This is a genomic window from Streptomyces sp. NPDC048504, assembly GCF_043200035.1.
Taxonomy (GTDB): Bacteria; Actinomycetota; Actinomycetes; order Streptomycetales; family Streptomycetaceae; genus Streptomyces.
Genome location: NZ_JBICXA010000020.1, coordinates 121,701 through 139,253, shown reverse-complemented (window position 1 = coordinate 139,253; position 17,553 = coordinate 121,701). Strand labels below are relative to the sequence as shown.

The 17,553-nt window shown below is 69.5% G+C and carries 14 protein-coding genes and 1 tRNA gene; 1 reads left to right on the top strand and 14 read right to left on the bottom strand.

Features of this window, described 5'->3' with window-relative positions; all coding sequences use genetic code 11:
- Positions 1–23: 23 nt before the first annotated feature.
- The 14 genes from ACGFY9_RS39690 to ACGFY9_RS39625 form a co-directional block, all read right to left on the bottom strand.
- Positions 24–692, bottom strand: a complete 669-nt coding sequence (locus ACGFY9_RS39690; protein WP_026150979.1) for a low molecular weight phosphatase family protein — start codon at positions 690–692, stop codon at positions 24–26.
- Entirely contained in the window at positions 689–1,336 is a 648-nt protein-coding gene (locus ACGFY9_RS39685) for an L-threonylcarbamoyladenylate synthase (RefSeq protein ID WP_366489895.1), read from the bottom strand. The genes ACGFY9_RS39690 and ACGFY9_RS39685 overlap by 4 nt, the downstream gene beginning before the upstream one ends.
- Positions 1,337–1,391: 55 nt before the next feature.
- Complete coding sequence (gene prmC, locus ACGFY9_RS39680; RefSeq protein ID WP_362981927.1) at positions 1,392–2,237, bottom strand: peptide chain release factor N(5)-glutamine methyltransferase; 846 nt, start codon at positions 2,235–2,237, stop codon at positions 1,392–1,394.
- Between the two features lie 46 nt (positions 2,238–2,283).
- On the bottom strand, positions 2,284–3,360 hold the full coding sequence (gene prfA / locus ACGFY9_RS39675) for a peptide chain release factor 1 (protein ID WP_033285395.1): 1,077 nt from the start codon (positions 3,358–3,360) through the stop codon (positions 2,284–2,286).
- A 105-nt stretch (positions 3,361–3,465) separates the two neighbouring features.
- Entirely contained in the window at positions 3,466–3,687 is a 222-nt protein-coding gene (gene rpmE / locus ACGFY9_RS39670) for a 50S ribosomal protein L31 (protein ID WP_393762544.1), read from the bottom strand.
- A gap of 245 nt (positions 3,688–3,932) precedes the next feature.
- A complete protein-coding gene (locus ACGFY9_RS39665) occupies positions 3,933–5,066 on the bottom strand; it encodes an LCP family protein (RefSeq protein WP_393762542.1) in 1,134 nt (377 codons plus the stop codon).
- Between the two features lie 218 nt (positions 5,067–5,284).
- Positions 5,285–7,141 carry a trypsin-like serine protease gene (locus ACGFY9_RS39660; RefSeq protein WP_393762540.1) on the bottom strand — a complete coding sequence of 619 codons (1,857 nt, stop codon included), beginning with the start codon at positions 7,139–7,141 and terminating at the stop codon, positions 5,285–5,287.
- 150 nt (positions 7,142–7,291) lie between these two features.
- A complete protein-coding gene (gene rho, locus ACGFY9_RS39655; RefSeq protein WP_393762538.1) occupies positions 7,292–9,376 on the bottom strand; it encodes a transcription termination factor Rho in 2,085 nt (694 codons plus the stop codon).
- Positions 9,377–9,805: 429 nt separating this feature from the next.
- The gene (thrB, locus tag ACGFY9_RS39650; RefSeq protein ID WP_393762536.1) at positions 9,806–10,735 is read right to left on the bottom strand and encodes a homoserine kinase; all 930 of its coding nucleotides are present in this window, start codon (positions 10,733–10,735) and stop codon (positions 9,806–9,808) included.
- Positions 10,736–10,982: 247 nt separating this feature from the next.
- Positions 10,983–12,041, bottom strand: coding sequence for a threonine synthase (gene thrC / locus ACGFY9_RS39645; RefSeq protein WP_393762534.1), 1,059 nt, complete (start codon positions 12,039–12,041; stop codon positions 10,983–10,985).
- Between the two features lie 6 nt (positions 12,042–12,047).
- The gene (locus tag ACGFY9_RS39640) at positions 12,048–13,340 is read right to left on the bottom strand and encodes a homoserine dehydrogenase (protein ID WP_318018838.1); all 1,293 of its coding nucleotides are present in this window, start codon (positions 13,338–13,340) and stop codon (positions 12,048–12,050) included.
- Positions 13,341–13,493: 153 nt separating this feature from the next.
- Positions 13,494–14,885: a diaminopimelate decarboxylase gene (gene lysA / locus ACGFY9_RS39635; protein ID WP_393762532.1), complete on the bottom strand. Its 1,392-nt coding sequence runs from the start codon at positions 14,883–14,885 to the stop codon at positions 13,494–13,496.
- A gap of 63 nt (positions 14,886–14,948) precedes the next feature.
- A complete protein-coding gene (nrtL, locus tag ACGFY9_RS39630; RefSeq protein ID WP_393762530.1) occupies positions 14,949–16,283 on the bottom strand; it encodes an ArgS-related anticodon-binding protein NrtL in 1,335 nt (444 codons plus the stop codon).
- A gap of 261 nt (positions 16,284–16,544) precedes the next feature.
- On the bottom strand, positions 16,545–17,171 hold the full coding sequence (locus tag ACGFY9_RS39625) for a response regulator (protein ID WP_393762528.1): 627 nt from the start codon (positions 17,169–17,171) through the stop codon (positions 16,545–16,547).
- 59 nt (positions 17,172–17,230) lie between these two features.
- Between ACGFY9_RS39625 and ACGFY9_RS39620 the strand changes: the two genes are divergently transcribed.
- Positions 17,231–17,302 (top strand) — tRNA-Arg (locus tag ACGFY9_RS39620).
- Positions 17,303–17,553: the final 251 nt, after the last annotated feature.

Genomic DNA, 17,553 nt, shown 5'->3' with positions numbered 1-17,553 from the left:
GCGAGTGGGACGCGCGGGCGTTGCTACGTCTTCGCCGGGACGCCCGTCAGCGCCGTGACCACCGGATCGATCGCCTGGTTTATCTCGTCGCCGATGGAGCGGAAGAACGGGAGGGGGGCGCCGTACGGGTCGAAGACCTCGTCCGCTTCCGCTGTGGGGGCCAGGAGCCAGCCGCGCAGGGCCGCTGCCGCGCGGACCAGGGCGCGGGCCCGGGCCACCATGCCGTCCTCCAGGGGTGGGAGGGTCGCGGGGTCTATCGCCTTCACCAGGCGGGTGAACTCCTTGAGGGTGAAGGTGCGCAGGCCCGCCGAGTGGCCCATCGAGATGACCTGGGCGCGGTGGTCCCTCGTGGCCGTCAGCACCAGGTCGGCGCGGATCACGTGGTCGTCGAGGAGCTCGCGGCCGGTGAACCCGGAGGGGTCCGCGCCGAAGTCGGTGAGGACCGTCGCCGCGTTGGTCTCCATGGGCGCACCCTCATGGCCCCAGGTACCGGCGCTCTCCACGATCAGCCCGCCCCACAGCGGGTCGCCGAGCCGGTCCGCCAGGGCATGACGGGTCAGCCGCTCGGTGATCGGCGAGCGGCACACGTTGCCGGTGCTGACGTGGAGGATGCGGAAGCTGTCCATGGGAAGACCGAAGGTCCCCGTCACTTCCCCGTTGCCTATGCCACGCCCCGCGTCAGGGGCTGTCAATTCGCCACCTCAAGGTCGGGGACGACCTTCCGCAGCTCCTCGGCCGAGATCGCGCCCGCGCGCAGCAGCAGCGGCACCTCGCGCGTGACGTCGACGATCGACGACGGCACGTTGCCGGGCGTCGGACCGCCGTCGAGGTACACGGAGACCGAGTCGCCGAGCATCCCCTGGGCGGCGTCGCAGTCCTCCGGCGCGGGGTGCCCGGTGAGGTTCGCCGAGGAGACCGCCATCGGCCCGACCTCCGTCAGCAGCTCGATCGCGACCGGGTGCAGCGGCATCCGTACGGCGACCGTGCCCCGGGTGTCCCCCAGGTCCCACTGCAGGGACGGCTGGTGCTTGGCGACCAGCGTGAGGGCACCCGGCCAGAACGCGTCGACGAGTTCCCAGGCCAGCTCGGAGAAGTCCGTGACGAGGCCGTGCAGCGTGTTCGGGGAGCCGATGAGGACAGGGGTGGGCATGTTGCGGCCCCGGCCCTTGGCGTCCAGGAGATCGGCGACGGCCTCCGAGGAGAACGCGTCGGCCCCGATGCCGTAGACCGTGTCGGTCGGCAGGACCACGAGTTCGCCCCGGCGGACGGCGGACGCGGCCTCGCGCAGACCCGTCGTGCGGTCGGTCGCGTCATTGGTGTCGTATCGCCGTGCCATGTCTAGCGGGCCTCCTCGTACACGTACTGCTGCGGGTCGAAAGTCGGGGCGCTGCTCACGGCGTCGCCCGGCGGGCGGTCGCGAAGCGCGGGCGGTTGTTGAGGTCGGGGTGGTCGGCCGCGTCGGCCCAGCCGCGCTCCTCGGTGAAGATCCACGGCACCTGGCCGCCCTGGGTGTCGGCGTGCTCGATGACGACGACACCGCCGGGACGGAGGAGCCGGTGTGCGGTGCGTTCGATGCCGCGGATCAGGTCGAGGCCGTCCTCCCCCGAGAACAGGGCGAGTTCGGGGTCGTAGTCCCGCGCCTCGGGAGCGACGTATTCCCACTCCGTGAGCGGGATGTACGGCGGGTTGGAGATGACCAGGTCGACATGGCCGTCGAGGTCGGGGAAGGCGTCCAGGGCGTTGCCCTGCCGCAGGTCGACCCGGGAGCCGTCCATGTTCTTGCGGGTCCACTGGAGGGCGTCCTCGGACAGCTCCACGGCGTGCACCCGGGAGCGCGGGACCTCCTGCGCGAGGGCGAGCGCGATGGCGCCGGAGCCCGTGCACAGATCCACGATCAGCGGCTCTACGACGTCCATCGCGCGGACCGCGTCTATGGCCCAGCCGACGACCGACTCGGTCTCGGGGCGCGGCACGAACACCCCTGGCCCGACCTGGAGTTCCAGGTAGCGGAAGAAGGCGCGGCCGGTGATGTGCTGGAGCGGCTCACGCTGCTCGCGCCGGGCGATGGTCTCCCAGTAGCGGGCGTCGAAGTCCACGTCCTTCACGGAGTGCAGCTCGCCCCGCTTCACACCGTGCACGAACGCGGCGAGCTCCTCCGCGTCGTTGCGCGGCGAGGGCACGCCGGCGTCGGCCAGCCGCTGGGTGGCCTGGGCCACCTCTGCTAGCAGCAGGTTCACGCAAGTCCTCCGTGTCGTACTCGTCCGTGCCGAACCGTGCCGTGCCTTACGCCGCCGCGAGCTTGGCGGCCGAGTCCGCGTCCACGCAAGCCTGGATCATCGCGTCGAGGTCGCCGTCCAGGACCTGGTCAAGGTTGTACGCCTTGAATCCGACGCGGTGGTCCGAGATGCGGTTCTCCGGGAAGTTGTACGTACGGATCTTCTCGGAGCGGTCGACCGTGCGGACCTGGCTGCGGCGGGCGTCGGCGGCGTTCCGCTCCGCCTCCTCCTGCGCCGCGGCGAGCAGCCTGGAGCGCAGGATACGCAGTGCCTGCTCCTTGTTCTGCAGCTGGCTCTTCTCGTTCTGGCAGGAAGCGACGACTCCGGTCGGAATGTGCGTGATGCGCACCGCGGAGTCGGTCGTGTTGACGGACTGCCCGCCGGGTCCTGAGGAGCGGTAGACGTCGATGCGGAGGTCGTTCGGGTTGATCTCGACGTCGACCTCCTCCGCCTCGGGGGTCACGAGGACCCCGGCCGCCGAGGTGTGGATACGGCCCGCTGACTCGGTCGCCGGGACGCGCTGCACGCGGTGCACGCCGCCCTCGTACTTCAGGCGGGCCCAGACGCCCTGGCCGGGCTCGGTCGCGCCGTTGCCGCCCTTGGTCTTCACGGCGACCTGGACGTCCTTGTAGCCGCCCAGCTCGGACTCGGTGGCGTCGATGATCTCGGTCTTCCAGCCGACGCGCTCCGCGTACCGCAGGTACATGCGCAGCAGGTCACCGGCGAACAGGGCGGACTCGTCACCGCCGGCGCCCGCCTTGATCTCCAGGATGACGTCCTTGTCGTCGCTGGGGTCGCGCGGGACCAGCAGGAGGCGCAGCTTCTCCGTGATCTCGTCGCGGTGCTTCTCCAGCTCCTTGACCTCGGCCGCGAACTCCGGGTCGTCGGCGCCGAGTTCACGCGCGGTCTCGATGTCGTCGCCGGTCTGCTTCCAGGAGCGGTACGTGGCGACGATCGGGGTGAGCTCGGCGTAGCGCTTGTTCAGCTTGCGCGCGTTGGCCTGGTCGGCGTGGACCGACGGGTCGGCGAGCTTCGTCTCAAGGTCGGCGTGCTCGCCGATGAGGTCCTCGACAGCCTCGAACATCTTGGGCTCCTGAAATGCGTAAGAAAGGGCAGGCGGGCGACCAAAAACGCCGGTCCCGGCACGCCTGTGGAAGGGCGCGGCCGTGGACCGGCGAAATGGAGCTCGCTACTTGGAGCCTGCAGCAGCCTTGCCGAAGCGGGCCTCGAAGCGGGCCACGCGGCCACCGGTGTCGAGGATCTTCTGCTTGCCCGTGTAGAACGGGTGGCACTCGGAGCAGACCTCGGCGCGGATCGCTCCGCTGGTGATCGTGCTGCGGGTGGTGAACGACGCGCCACAGGTGCAGCTGACCTGGGTCTCGACGTACTCGGGGTGGATCTCGCGCTTCAAGGGTGTCTCCTAGTTTCGGGAGGGCTCCGGGTCGCTGCCGCGGGTGCGGTCGCGTGAACCGGGGCCGACTGTCCAGTCTGCCAGCACTGGAGCCATCTCCCAAAACGGGGGGTCTAGGTGATCTATTCCCCTGCGGGCCGGTGGGGGCTGGTCGCGCGGTTCCCCGCGCCCCTGAGTAGGTGGACTGGTCCCACTCAAGGGGCGCGGGGAACTGCGCGACCAGCCACAACGCACCCGCGGCCGAACTACGACGTCACGACACCCTTGGCCTCGCCGGTCGCCGTCCCCTTCGTCGCTGCCGCCGGGATCGCCTGGTCGTTCTTCAAGGCCGTCCACACCAGCTGGGCCTTGGACTTCTCCACGATCACTCGGTTCGGGTTGGCCGGGTCGTACTCGACGGGCATCGTGACCATGGTCATGTGGGAGGAGCTGATGCTCTTGAGGCCGTTGGCGAAGGACGTGAGGGAGTTCACGGAGCCGAGGTCGGAGTCGGTGGTGACGGCCTTGGTGGCGGTGTTGGCGAGGTCGTAGAGCTTGGTCGGGCTGGTCAGGACGCCGATGTGCTTGACCTGGTTGACCAGGGCCTTGATGAAGGCCTGCTGGAGCTGGATGCGGCCGAGGTCGGAGCCGTCGCCGACGCCGTGCCGGGTGCGGACCAGGCCCAGGGCCTGCTGGCCGTTGAGCGTGTGGGTGCCGGCCTTGAGGTCGAGGTGGCTCTGCGGGTCCTTGATGGCCTTGGTCGTGGTGACCGGGACGCCGCCGAGTTCGTCGATGAGCTTCTCGAACCCGGCGAAGTCGACCTCCAGGTAGTGGTCCATGCGCAGCCCGGTTACGGACTCGACGGTCTTCACCGTGCAGGCGGCGCCGCCCGTGGAGTACGCCTCGTTGAACATCACGCCGGACGCCGCGTCGTGCGTGACGCCCTTGGTGTCGGTGCACTCGGGGCGGTCGACGAGCGTGTCGCGCGGGATGGACACCACGCTGGCCTTCTTGTGGCCCTTGTAGACGTGCACGATCATCGCGGTGTCGGAGCGGGCGCTGCCGTCGTCGGTGCCGCCGCCCAGCTTCTTGTTCGTGCCGGAGCGGCTGTCCGAGCCCAGGACCAGGATGTTCTCGGAGCCGTTGTCGACCTTGGCCGGCCGGTCGGTGCCGAGGGCCTGGTTGATGTCGACGCTCTTGATGTTGCCGTTGAGCTTGAAGTACACGTACCCGGCGCCGGTGCCGCCCAGCACGACGACACCGGCCGCGACCCAGGCCGTGATCAGCAGGGCCTTGTGACGCGGACTGCGGTCCTTCTTACGGCGTCCGGCGCGGTGGCGCGGGCCGTTGCTGCCGTCCTTGCCCGGTATGGCGGGCTCCGGCGTGCTCTCGGCGGACATGGGCTCCTCGCATCTCGTTCCGGTCGGTTACCCCCTGCTTTCAGGGTTCAGGCCTGGCCGGAGCGACCGATACCGCTCAATCCTCGCTCTATGGTCGCTCCGCCAGGTCAGACAGGGAAACTCGGGAAAGGGTTGCACAACGCAGAGTGCCCATCGCGTACGGCGATGGGCACTCTGTGTAGTCGCGTCAGCGGGTTACGCCCCGCTCACCTGCGATTTCAGCCGAAGATGTCGTACTGCTGGAAACCGGTGCCGAGCGACTTCGGTGTGCCGAAGATCTCGCTCGTGGCCTTGCCGGTGCCCGGGTAGAGGTACAGCGTGTTGCTCGCGTTGCGGATCAGGAGGTCCGCCTTGCCGTCGCCGGTGAAGTCACCGACGGCGTCGAACGCGTTGTAGCTGCCCCAGGTGCGCACCTTCACGCGGGCCGCGAAGGCGCCCGTGCCGGACTTGCCGGCGCCCTTGTACAGGTAGACGACGCCGGTGCTCTTGTTGCGGGCGAGCAGGTCGGCCTTGCCGTCACCGTTGAAGTCGCCGTGACCGACCAGCGCGTTGTACTGGCTCCAGCCCCCGCCGACCCGCGACGGCGAGCTGAAGGTGCCATTGCCCTTGCCCGGGTAGATCCACAGCACACCGGCGCTGTCGACCGAGATCAGGTCGGGCAGGTAGTCGCCGGTGACATCGCCGGGGGCGATGATCCGGGTGCGGGTCTTCCAGTTGGCGAAGATCTTCGTGCTGACCCAACTGCCGTCGTCCCGCGCGCTGTTGAGCTGGAAGTGGTCCCAGTAGACCGCGCCGGCGGTGGTCCGGTAGATCCAGTCCTGGTAGCCGTCCCGGTTCAGGTCGGCCGTCCGGACCAGGTTGACGCCGCCCCAGTCGCCCAGGGACACGCGCGTGGCCAGCGAGGTGCCCTTGGAGTCCAGCTCGTAGCCCACCTTGGTGGAGGACTTGCGGGCGTAGACGTCGGCCTTGTTGTCGCTGTAGCTCAGGTTGCCGTCGTCGACCTGCGCGTAGGCCGCGCCGGCGTAGGCGCTGACCTTGGTGAAGACGCCGTAGGTGCCCTCGACGACGCAGTCGTTGACCGTGCTGGCGTCACCGTCGTCGCCGCTCCAGGAGACGACACCGACGATCCGGCCGCCGACGACCAGCGGGCCGCCGGAGTCGCCGTTGCAGATCGCCGTCGTGCCGGTGTCGCTGCCGGTGGCGGGCGTGCCCGCGCAGACCATGTGGGCCTTGATGACGAGGCTGCCGTAGGCGCCGGTGCAGGTGGTGTCCGACTGGATCGGCAGCGTGGCCGTCTTCAGCGTCTCGGAGATGTCCTGGGTCTGGGAGCTGGTGCGGCCCCAGCCGTAGACCTTGGCGGTCTTGGCGGGCGTGCCCGTGTAGGACGCCGTGTCGCCGTACGTCGTCATGCGGATCGGGGTCGCCTTGACGGGGGCCGCCAGGGTGAGGACCGCGATGTCGTTGTCGATCGTCGTCGTGTTGTACGACGGGTGGGTCCACTGCCGCAGGACCGCGGTGGCCTGGCCGCCGTGCAGGTCGGTGTTGCCGTCGGCGTCCGTGGTCGGCAGCACGGTGGCGCTGGTGACGACGGCGCCGTACTCGGCCCAGTTGTAGGCCTTGCCGTGCTCGTCCTTGGTGCAGTGCCCGGCCGTCAGGATCTTCGACGGCGAGATGACCGAGCCACCGCAGAAGAAGCCGATGTCGTCGCTCTCGTCGGTGGTGCCCTTGTCGTCGTAGTACCAGAGCTGCGCCATGAACGGCGCGGTGTTGATGGTGGTCGTCGTGCCGCCGATGATCTTCGGGCTGACGGCCGTGCCGGTGGTGCTCGCGCTCAGGGACGCCTTCTTCGTCGTCTCCCCGGCGATGTCGTCACCGGCCTCGGCGCCCGCGACGCGCTTCTTCAGCGTGGCGAGCGATGTCGTGCTCACGGCGGGCTTCACCGTCGGCGTCGGCAGCGCGGTGGCCGCACCGGCGGACGTCGACATCAGTGCGGCGGCCACGGCGGCGGCAACACCGGCCGCGGCGACAGGCAGGCCAAAACGTATCCGGCGTCTGTGCCGACCAGCCCCAGGCATGGGCGTACCCATTCAAGTCCCCCCTCGGGATCAGAAGTTCGGACGATTCTCGAAAGCAAGTCCGAAGGGCGCGATCGTACAGCGCCTCACTGACAACGCAGAGGGCCGCCCCCTTAACAGGGGGCGGCCCTTTGATAACGCTGACTGGCCCTAGTCGCCGTTGCCGGGAGTCGGGGTCGTCTTCTGGATCTGCAGCAGGAACTCCGCGTTCGACTTCGTCTGCTTCATCTTGTCGAGAAGCAGCTCGATCGCCTGCTGCTGGTCAAGCGCGTGCAGCACCCGACGAAGCTTCCAGGTGATCGCCAACTCGTCGCTGCCGAGCAGGATCTCTTCCTTACGGGTACCGGACGCGTCGACATCCACCGCCGGGAAGATGCGCTTGTCGGCGAGCTTCCGGTCGAGCTTCAGCTCGGCGTTGCCCGTGCCCTTGAACTCCTCGAAGATGACCTCGTCCATGCGCGAACCGGTGTCGACGAGCGCCGTGGCGAGGATGGTCAGCGAGCCGCCGTCCTCGATGTTGCGCGCGGCACCGAAGAAGCGCTTGGGCGGGTACAGCGCCGTGGAGTCGACACCACCGGAGAGGATGCGGCCGGAGGCGGGCGCCGCGAGGTTGTACGCACGGCCCAGACGCGTGATCGAGTCGAGCAGTACGACGACGTCGTGGCCCAGCTCCACCAGCCGCTTGGCGCGCTCGATGGCGAGCTCGGCGACCGTGGTGTGGTCCTCGGCGGGACGGTCGAAGGTCGAGGAGATGACCTCGCCCTTCACCGACCGCTGCATGTCGGTGACCTCTTCCGGACGCTCGTCGACCAGGACGACCATCAGGTGGCACTCGGGGTTGTTGTGCGTGATCGCGTTGGCGATCGCCTGCATGATCATGGTCTTGCCGGTCTTCGGCGGGGCCACGATCAGACCGCGCTGGCCCTTGCCGATCGGCGCGACGAGGTCGATGATGCGGGTCGTCAGCACACCCGGGTCGGTCTCCAGGCGGAGCCGGTCCTGCGGGTACAGCGGCGTCAACTTGTTGAACTCCGGCCGACCGCGCCCGGAGTCGGGGGCCATGCCGTTGGTCGAGTCCAGACGCACGAGCGCGTTGAACTTCTCGCGGCGCTCGCCCTCCTTCGGCTGGCGGACCGCGCCGGTGACGTGGTCGCCCTTGCGCAGGCCGTTCTTGCGGACCTGGGCGAGGGACACGTACACGTCGTTCGGGCCCGGCAGGTAGCCCGACGTACGGATGAACGCGTAGTTGTCGAGGATGTCGAGGATGCCCGCGACGGGGATCAGCACATCGTCGTCGGCGACCTGCGGCTCGCCGGCGGCGCCGCCACCGAACTCGTCGCGTCCGCGACGGCCACGGCGGTCCCGGTACCGGCCGCGACGGCCGCGACGGCCGCCCTCGAAGTCGTCGTCGTCCTGCGGGCCGTTGTCGCGCTGCTGCCGGTCCTGACGGTCCTGGCGGCCACCGCTCTGCTGCTGGCCGCCCTGCTGCTGACGGTCCTGGCGGTCCGGACGGCCGCCGCTCTGCTGCTGGCCGCCGCCCTGCTGCTCGTTGTCCTTGCGGCGGTCGCCGCGGTCACGGTCCTGGCGGTCCTGACGGCCACCGCGGTCGCGGTCGCGACGGTCCCGGCGGCCCTGGCGACCGTCGTCACCGGCGTCGCCCCGGGCCTCGCCCTGCGCGGCGGCGGGCGTCTCGGCCTTCGGCTCGCTCTTCGCCTCGGCGGTGACCGTCTCCGGGCTGCCGGCCTCGGCGGTCGCACGGCGACGACGGCGCTCGACCGGCGCGTCGTCTCCCCCACTCTCGGCTTCGGTCGAGCGGGAGGGGCCCCCAGCGGGCTGGCCGGGGATCTCGATCTGCTGCTGGGCCACGGCCTTCTCGGCGGCGACCTTCTCGGCCTTCTGCTCGGCCGGGGCGGCCGCCTCGTCGCCCGTACGGGTCTTGGAGGTGGCGCGGCGCTTCGGCTTGGTCTCGGTGACGGTCTCGGCCTTGGCCGGAGCACCTCCGCCCGCCTGCGCGTCCTTGATGACCTCGATCAGCTGGCTCTTGCGCATCCGCGCGGTGCCCCTGATGCCGAGGCCTGATGCGACCTGCTGCAGCTCGGCCAGCACCATGCCGTCGAGGCCGGTACCGCGGCGCCGCCGGGAGCCGGCACCGGTGGCAGGCGCGGAGGCGTCCGTGGCGGGCGCGGCAGCGGTCTCCTCGACACGTGCGCCCATCAGATCGGTGGTGTCGCTCACGAAGGGTCCTTCCCTGGAGCGGACGTCGGCCTGTCTGGCTCGGCGACCGGTTGTGCTGTCCGGCTTCGGTTCTTGCTGTGTGAACCGTGCCGGGGCGGTGGTCCGCCTAAGCGGCGGAAGAGATTGCTGATGACGGCGCTTCCCGAAGCAGTGGCACCGAGTGTCTGTGTCACGTGGCTTGGTCGCACCAATTCCGGAGCTTGCCCGGCTTCCGGAGCGTGCCCGGCGAACCGCTCAGTGTCCGCGTACGAGGTACTGCCCGCGTACGTCGTACGAAACACAGTGCGGCTTGGGAGGCTCCCGGAAGAATGTCTGTCCCGGACGGGGACAACAAGCACCTCGCCATGGTGGGGTCGGGTGCAGACTTGAGATTAACACTACCGGATCCAACAAACATTCCCCCTCTCGAAATCCGGCGACGGTACGTAGTCAATTGGCGCTCGGGGCCGCGAGTGGCAGTACGCAGGCACCTTGTGCGTCGAGATCCAGCCGGTTGGCGGCCCAGCCCTCGCCGGCGAGGTGGGACACCTTGTCGGCGTTGTCGGCGTCGACCAGAGCGAGCACGGTCGGTCCGGCGCCGGAGATGACGGCCGGCACTCCGTCCGCCCTCAACCGGTCGACGAGCGCGGCGCTTTCGGGCATCGCCGGAGCGCGGTACTCCTGGTGCAGGCGGTCCTCGGTGGCGGGCAGCAGCAGCTCGGGGCGCCGGGTGAGGGCCTCGACGAGCAGTGCGGCGCGGCCCGCGTTGGCGGCGGCGTCGACGTGCGGGACGCTGCGCGGGAGCAGGCCGCGCGCGGTCTCGGTGAGCACCGGTTTCCCGGGCACGAAAACCACCGGAACGATGGAATCGGCGGGGTCCATCCTGATCGCCCGCGCGGCTCCGCCGTCCATCCAGGAGAGCGTGAAGCCGCCCAGCAGGCAGGCCGCCACGTTGTCGGGATGGCCCTCGATCTCGGTGGCGAGCTCCAGCAGGGCCGTGTCGTCGAGCTTGGAGTCGCCGCCTATGGTCACGGCGCGCGCGGCGACAATGCCGGCGCAGATGGCGGCGGAGGAGGAGCCCAGGCCGCGGCCGTGCGGAATGCGGTTGGCGCAGACGATCTCCAGGCCGCGCGGCTGTCCGCCGAGCAGGTCGAAGGCGGTGCGCAGGGACCGTACGAGGAGGTGGTTCTCGTCGCGCGGGAGAGTCTCGCTGCCCTCGCCGGCGATGTCGATGAGCAGCCCGGAGTCGGCGACACGGACGACGACGTCGTCGTAGAGCCCCAGCGAGAGGCCGAAGGCGTCGAAGCCCGGGCCGAGGTTGGCGCTGGTGGCGGGGACGCGCACCCGGACGGCGGCGGCGCGGAAGGCTGGACCGGCCATCGCTCGATGACTCTCCTTGAGCTGCGTGATTGTCGAAGACATTCGATGAGATTCGATAGGTACGTGAAGACCCTCGGGCCGTGGAGACGGCGCGGTGCCGAGCCATGCGCGCAGGCATATGCGGCGGGCGGGTTAGGTACAGCCTATCGAAGGAAGGTTCTGTGGCGACATAGGGCGCACAGGAGGCGCACGATGCGTGTCGTAAGCCCCCTGTGCACCCCCCGTGGCGAATACCCGCCAGGCGGCTTTACGCCAGACCGAGGCGCTCGGCGGCCGTCGGCGCGTCGACCGGGATCGTGACCGGCTGCGGGGCGCCCGCGACGGCCCAGTCGGGGTCCTTGAGGCCGTTTCCGGTCACCGTGCAGACGATGGTCTGGCCCGGGTCGACCTTGCCCTGCTCGGCCGCCTTCAGCAGACCGGCGACGGAAGCGGCGGACGCGGGCTCGACGAAAACGCCCTCCTGAGCGGCCAACAGCCGGTAGGCGCGCAGGATCTCACGGTCCGTCACCTCGTCGATGAACCCGCCGGACTCGTCCCGCGCGTCCAGCGCGAACTGCCAGGACGCGGGGTTGCCGATGCGGATCGCGGTGGCGATCGTCGAGGGGTCCTTGACGATCTCGCCGCGCACGATGGGCGCGGAACCGGACGCCTGAAAGCCCCACATGCGGGGCGACTTGGCGGCGATGCCGTCGGCGGCGTACTCCTTGTAGCCCTTCCAGTACGCGGTGATGTTGCCCGCGTTGCCCACCGGCAGGACGTGGATGTCTGGCGCGTCGCCGAGCATGTCGACGATCTCGAAGGCCGCTGTCTTCTGGCCCTCGATGCGCACCGGGTTGACCGAATTCACCAGCGCCACAGGGTAGTTGTCGCTCAGCTCGCGGGCGAGGGTGAGGCAGTCGTCGAAGTTTCCGTCGACCTGGAGGATCTTCGCGCCGTGCACGAGGGCCTGGCCCATCTTGCCGAGCGCGATCTTGCCGCGCGGCACGAGGACGGCACAGACCATCCCGGCGCGTACGGCGTAGGCGGCGGCGGAGGCCGACGTGTTGCCGGTGGAGGCGCAGATGACGGCCTGCGCGCCCTCCTCCTTCGCCCGCGTGATGGCCATGGTCATACCGCGGTCCTTGAAGGACCCGGTGGGGTTGGCACCCTCCACCTTGAGGTGGACCTCGCAGCCGGTGCGCTCGGAGAGCACCTGCGCGGGCACGAGGGGCGTGCCGCCCTCGCGGAGGGAGACGACCGGCGTGCTGTCGGACACCGGAAGCCGGTCCCGGTACTCCTCGATGATTCCGCGCCACTGGTGGGTCATTGCTGGTTACTCTCCTTCAACCCGCATGATGCTGGCGACACCCCGCACGGTGTCGAGCTTGCGCAACGCCTCGACGGTCCCGCCCAGGGCGGCGTCGGACGCGCGGTGCGTGACGACGACGAGGGATGCCTCGCCGTCCTTCCCCTGCTGCCGAACCGTATCGATCGAGACACCGTGCTCGGCGAACACGGTGGCGACCTGTGCGAGAACACCTGGTTTGTCGGCGACGTCGAGGCTGATGTGGTACCGCGTGACGACCTCGCCCATACCCGACACGGGCAGTCCGGCGTACGCCGACTCGCCGGGCCCGGTGGTCCCGTTGAGCCGGTTGCGGCACACGGCGACGAGGTCACCGAGCACGGCGGAGGCAGTGGGGGCGCCGCCCGCGCCGGGGCCGTAGAACATCAGCTGCCCGGAGGCGTCGGACTCGACGAACACGGCGTTGTAGGCGCCGCGTACGGAGGCGAGCGGGTGGCTGAGCGGGATCATCGCGGGATGCACGCGCGCGGTGACGCTGCCGCCGTCCTCGGCCCGCTCGCAAATCGCCAGCAGCTTGATGGTGCAGCCCATGTTCTTCGCGGAGGCGAAGTCGGAGGCGGTGACCTCGGTCATGCCCTCGCGGTAGACGTCGTCGAGACGCACGCGCGTGTGGAAGGCGATTCCGGCGAGGATGGCGGCCTTGGCGGCGGCGTCGAAGCCCTCGACGTCGGCGGTGGGGTCGGCTTCGGCGTACCCGAGGGCGGTGGCCTCGTCGAGGGCCTCCTGGTAACCCGCGCCCGTGCTGTCCATCTTGTCGAGGATGAAGTTGGTCGTGCCGTTGACGATCCCGAGCACCCGGTTGACCTTGTCGCCGGCGAGGGATTCGCGCAGTGGCCGGATCAGCGGAATCGCGCCGGCCACGGCGGCCTCGTAGTACAGGTCCTTGCCCTGCTGCTCGGCGGCGGCGTGCAGCGCGGCACCGTCCTGGGCGAGCAGCGCCTTGTTCGCGGAGACGACGGAGGCACCGTGCTCGAAGGCGGCGGTGATGAGGGAACGGGCAGGCTCGATCCCCCCGATGACCTCTACTACGACGTCGATGTCGCCGCGTTTCACCAGTGCCGTGGCATCGGTGGTGACGAGGGCGGGGTCGATGCCTTCGCGGACCTTGGAGGGCCGCCGTACGGCGACGCCCGCGAGCTCGACGGGCGCGCCGATGCGGGCGGCGAGGTCGTCGGCGTGCGTCGTCATGATGCGCGCCACCTCTGAGCCGACCACTCCACAGCCCAGCAGCGCCACCTTCAGCGGACGCGTACGCATCATCCGACCTCGTTTCCTCATACCGTCATCGGTTGGACCAGTCTCACTCACCGGACGGGAGTTTCTATCCATGGTCCGGATCGTGAGACATCGATTTCATTTCCACGGGGTGGAAGACCGGAGATCTTCCACCCCTCTTTCTTTCATTCGGCTTACTCAGCCGACGTCGAGGCGGAGCAGGTCCTCCTCCGTCTCCCGGCGGACGATGACCCGCGACTCCCCATCCTTCACGGCGACGACCGGCGGCCGGAGCACATGGTTGTAATTGCTGGCCATGGAACGGCAGTACGCACCCGTAGCCGGTACGGCGATCAGGTCACCCGGTGCCAGGTCCCCCGGCAGGAACGCGTCCTTGACCACGATGTCCCCGCTCTCACAGTGCTTGCCGACGACCCGGGCGAGCATGGGCTCGGCGTCGGAACGCCGGGACACGAGAGCGACGCTGTACTCCGCGTCGTAGAGGGCTGTCCGGATGTTGTCGGACATGCCGCCGTCGACGGAGACGTACGTCCGCAGCCCGTCGAGGGGCTTGATGGTGCCGACCTCGTAAAGCGTGAAGGCGGTCGGCCCGACGATGGCGCGCCCCGGCTCGACGGAGATACGAGGGGTCCGCAGCTTCGCGGAGTCGCACTCACGGGTGACGATCTCGGTGAGCGCCTTGGCGATCTCGTGCGGCTCGCGGGGGTCGTCGTCGCTGGTGTAGGCGATCCCGAGCCCACCGCCGAGGTCGATCTCGGGCAGCTCGACACCGTGCTCGTCGCGGACGGCCTTCAGCAGCCCGACAACGCGGTGGGCGGCCACCTCGAACCCGGACATGTCGAAGATCTGCGACCCGATGTGGCTGTGGATGCCGATGAGTTCGAGCCCGTCGAGCTGAAGGGCGCGCCGTACGGCTTCGGCGGCCTGTCCCCCGGCGAGCGGAATCCCGAACTTCTGGTCCTCATGGGCGGTGGCGATGAACTCGTGCGTGTGCGCTTCCACGCCCACGGTGATCCGGATCTGCACGCGCTGCCGCTTGCCGAGGGACTGCGCGATATGAGCGACCCGCACGATCTCCTGGAAGGAGTCGAGAACGATCCGCCCGACACCGGCCTCGACGGCCCGCGTGATCTCGCTGACGGACTTGTTGTTGCCGTGGAAGGCGATGCGGTCGGCGGGCATCCCGGCGGAGAGGGCGGTGACGAGCTCGCCCCCGGAACAGACATCGAGATTCAGCCCCTCCTCGTGCAACCACCGCACGACGGCACGGGACAGGAACGCCTTGCCGGCGTAGAAGACGTCGGCGTCCTGCCCGAACGCGGTACGCCAGGCCCGGGCGCGCTCCCGGAAATCGGCCTCGTCGAGAACGTAGGCCGGGGTGCCGTGCTGCTCGGCGAGCGTCTTCACGTCGATACCGCCGACGGTGACGACACCGTCCGCGTCCCGCCCGACGGTCTGCGCCCACACCTTGGGGTCGAGTTCGTTGAGGTCGGCGGCCGGGGCGGAGTAGTGCCCCTCGGGCAGAACATCGGCGTGACGGGGACCGGCGGGGTGTGCGGAACGGCTCATGTCGTCTTCTCTTCTGTCTCTTCCTGGCGCTCAGACCGTGCGGTGTCTTGTCGGTCGTGGCGCTCAGAGGTGTTCGGGGGCATCGATGCCGAGCAGGGACAGGCCACCGGCGAGCACCGCCCCGGCGGCTTCGGCGAGCGCGAGCCGGGCACGGTGGGCGGCCGAGGGTTTCTCGTCACCGAGCGGAAGCGTGGCCGGAAGCAGAGGGAGGGTCGCGTCGGCTACGGCGACCAGGTGACGGGCGAGCAGGTCCGGGGTGCGGTGGGCTGCCGCGCGGGCGAGGAGGCGGGGGTGGTCGGCGAGGTGGGTGAGGAGAGGCGCGACGAGGGGGGTGATGTCCTCTGAGGTGAGGGGGGTGGCGTCCTCTAGTCCATCTTGTGGCCGGACTTGTTGCCGGTCTTGTTGCCGGTCTTGTTGCCGGTCTTGTTGTACGTCGCCGGGTGCGGCGGTGAAGCCGAGGTCGGCGGCATTGCGGCTGACGGCCCGGGTGCGGGCGTAGGCGTAACGGACCCGGAAGAGAGGGTTGCCCTCCCGCTGCACAAGGTGGTCGGCGGTGAGGCGGGGCCGGTCGTGGGCGGCGGGGTGAAGGAGCGCCCAGCGGGCGGCGTCACGGCCGAGAGGGAGGAGGCCGGCGGGGTCGGGGGCCGGCACGGGCCGTACGTTGACGTGCACGTCGGCGTTGACGTCGGCTTCGGCTTCGGCTTCGGCGTTGACGTCGGCTTCGGCTTCGGCGTTGACGTCGGCTTCGGCTTCGGCTTCGGCTTCGGCTTCGGCTTCGGCTTCGGCTTCGGCTTCGGCTTCGAGCAGAGCTTGTGCCTCTGGGGGACCGTACGCGTCGGCCTCGATCCCGGTACCGAGGAGGGCCCGCCATTCGGGCTCGGGGCGGCTGTCGCAGCGGGTGCGGACGGGGGTGCCCTGCGAGCGCAGGAGGCGGGCGACGACGTCCATGACGACGAGGGCGCGGGGTTCGTCGGGGGCGTGGAGTTGGACGAGGCGGGCGGTGGGGTCGTCTTGGCCCGGGGGGAGATCGCCATGACTGGTGGTGGTGGCCTGGTCGACGAACCCGTACCGCGGTCCGCGCCGCAGGATCTCCTCGACGAGGGCGGTGGACGCCGTACTCCCGAGACTGATGTTGAGGAACCCGGGCCCGGTGATCTCGACACCGCGGACGCCATGGGCTCCGACGAGATGCGGCCGCAGCAGTTCGGCGACGCGGCGGGGGGTCTCCCCCGCGGGCCGGGCGAGCTGGAGGGCGACGTTGGTGGCGTAGTCACCCCACCCGCCGGCCCCCGGCACGGTCACCGACACCTTCTCCGGCACGACGACGCGCAGCTCCCCGTCCTCGACAGCACGACGCACCGCGCGCAGCACGGTACGGGAGAGCTCGACGGGGGTCACGGGACAAGCGTATGGGAGGAGGGGGGTGGGTAGGCCAGCTGGTTTGTCCGGGGGTCCGGGATGTGGACGCGGGGGGGGTGGATCGGGTTGGGCGGGGGTGGCGGGTACGGGGGGGTGACGGCAAGGAGGGGCCCGCCCCGCATCCGCGGAGGTGGGCCTGTATAGCGGAGGTGGGCCGATGGAGAGGGAGCAAGGGGAGCAAGTAAGGGGACCTACAAGTGGCGGTGGCGACAACTGGCGAGCCGGGAGGCAGTCTCGGCCTCAGCCGCCGCTACGCCCGCCCCGCCCGGCCCGCTCACCCTCACCGGCGCCGGCGCCGGCACCGAAGCCACCGCCGATGGAGAGGCCATCGGCCGGCTCACACGGGTCCCGCGGCTCACGCCGCCCTCGCTCGATCAACTGCCGTACGAGAGCGATGAGTTCGGCAGGTTCGAAGGGCTTGGCGAGAAACGCGTCGACGCCGACGTCGAGCCCGCTCTCGACCTCGTACTGGGTGCAGGCGCTGACGATGGCGAGGGGCAGATCACGGGTCCGGGGATCGCTGCGCAGCCGAGCGGCGGTACGGAGCCCGTCCAGCCGGGGCATGACGACATCCAGGGTCACGACGTCAGGCCGCACCTGATGGATCACGTCCAGACACTCGGCACCATCGGCCGCGGTCACGACCTCGAAACCCTCCAGTTCGAGATTGACCCTGATCAACTGCCGGATGACCTTGTTGTCGTCCACAACAAGCACCCGACCCGACGCGCCTGGCACAACTTGAGAGTAGGTCCGGACCGGCCACCGCGTCCGGGTTTTCCCCACTTCCACCCCCTGCGAGCGACCCGGCACGCCTCCCCGCCCACCTTCCTGACCACCTCCCTGATCACCGAGAAACCTGTTCATGGACACCCGTAAGGAGCTGGTAGGGTTCTACCCGTCGCCGCGATCACCGCGACGGACACGCCCCCGTAGCTCAGGGGATAGAGCAACGGCCTCCGGAGCCGTGTGCGCAGGTTCGAATCCTGCCGGGGGCACTCCGGGAAAAGCTCCTGACCTGCAGAAATACAGGTCGGGAGTTTTTGCGTTCACGTCAAATCGCACACGGTCTTTTGACCGTTTCTCTTTTCGTGTCGCGCAACGACCTCTGCGCCGAATTCCGCCCCAAAGTTGAGATGTCTCCACAGGTCAAAGGGTATTCACCCAGCGCCTGCTGACTTCGCTTCCCGTCGAATCGGCGATCGCAACGCGGACTGGGGACTGGAACGTCACCGCCTCACGAAAACCC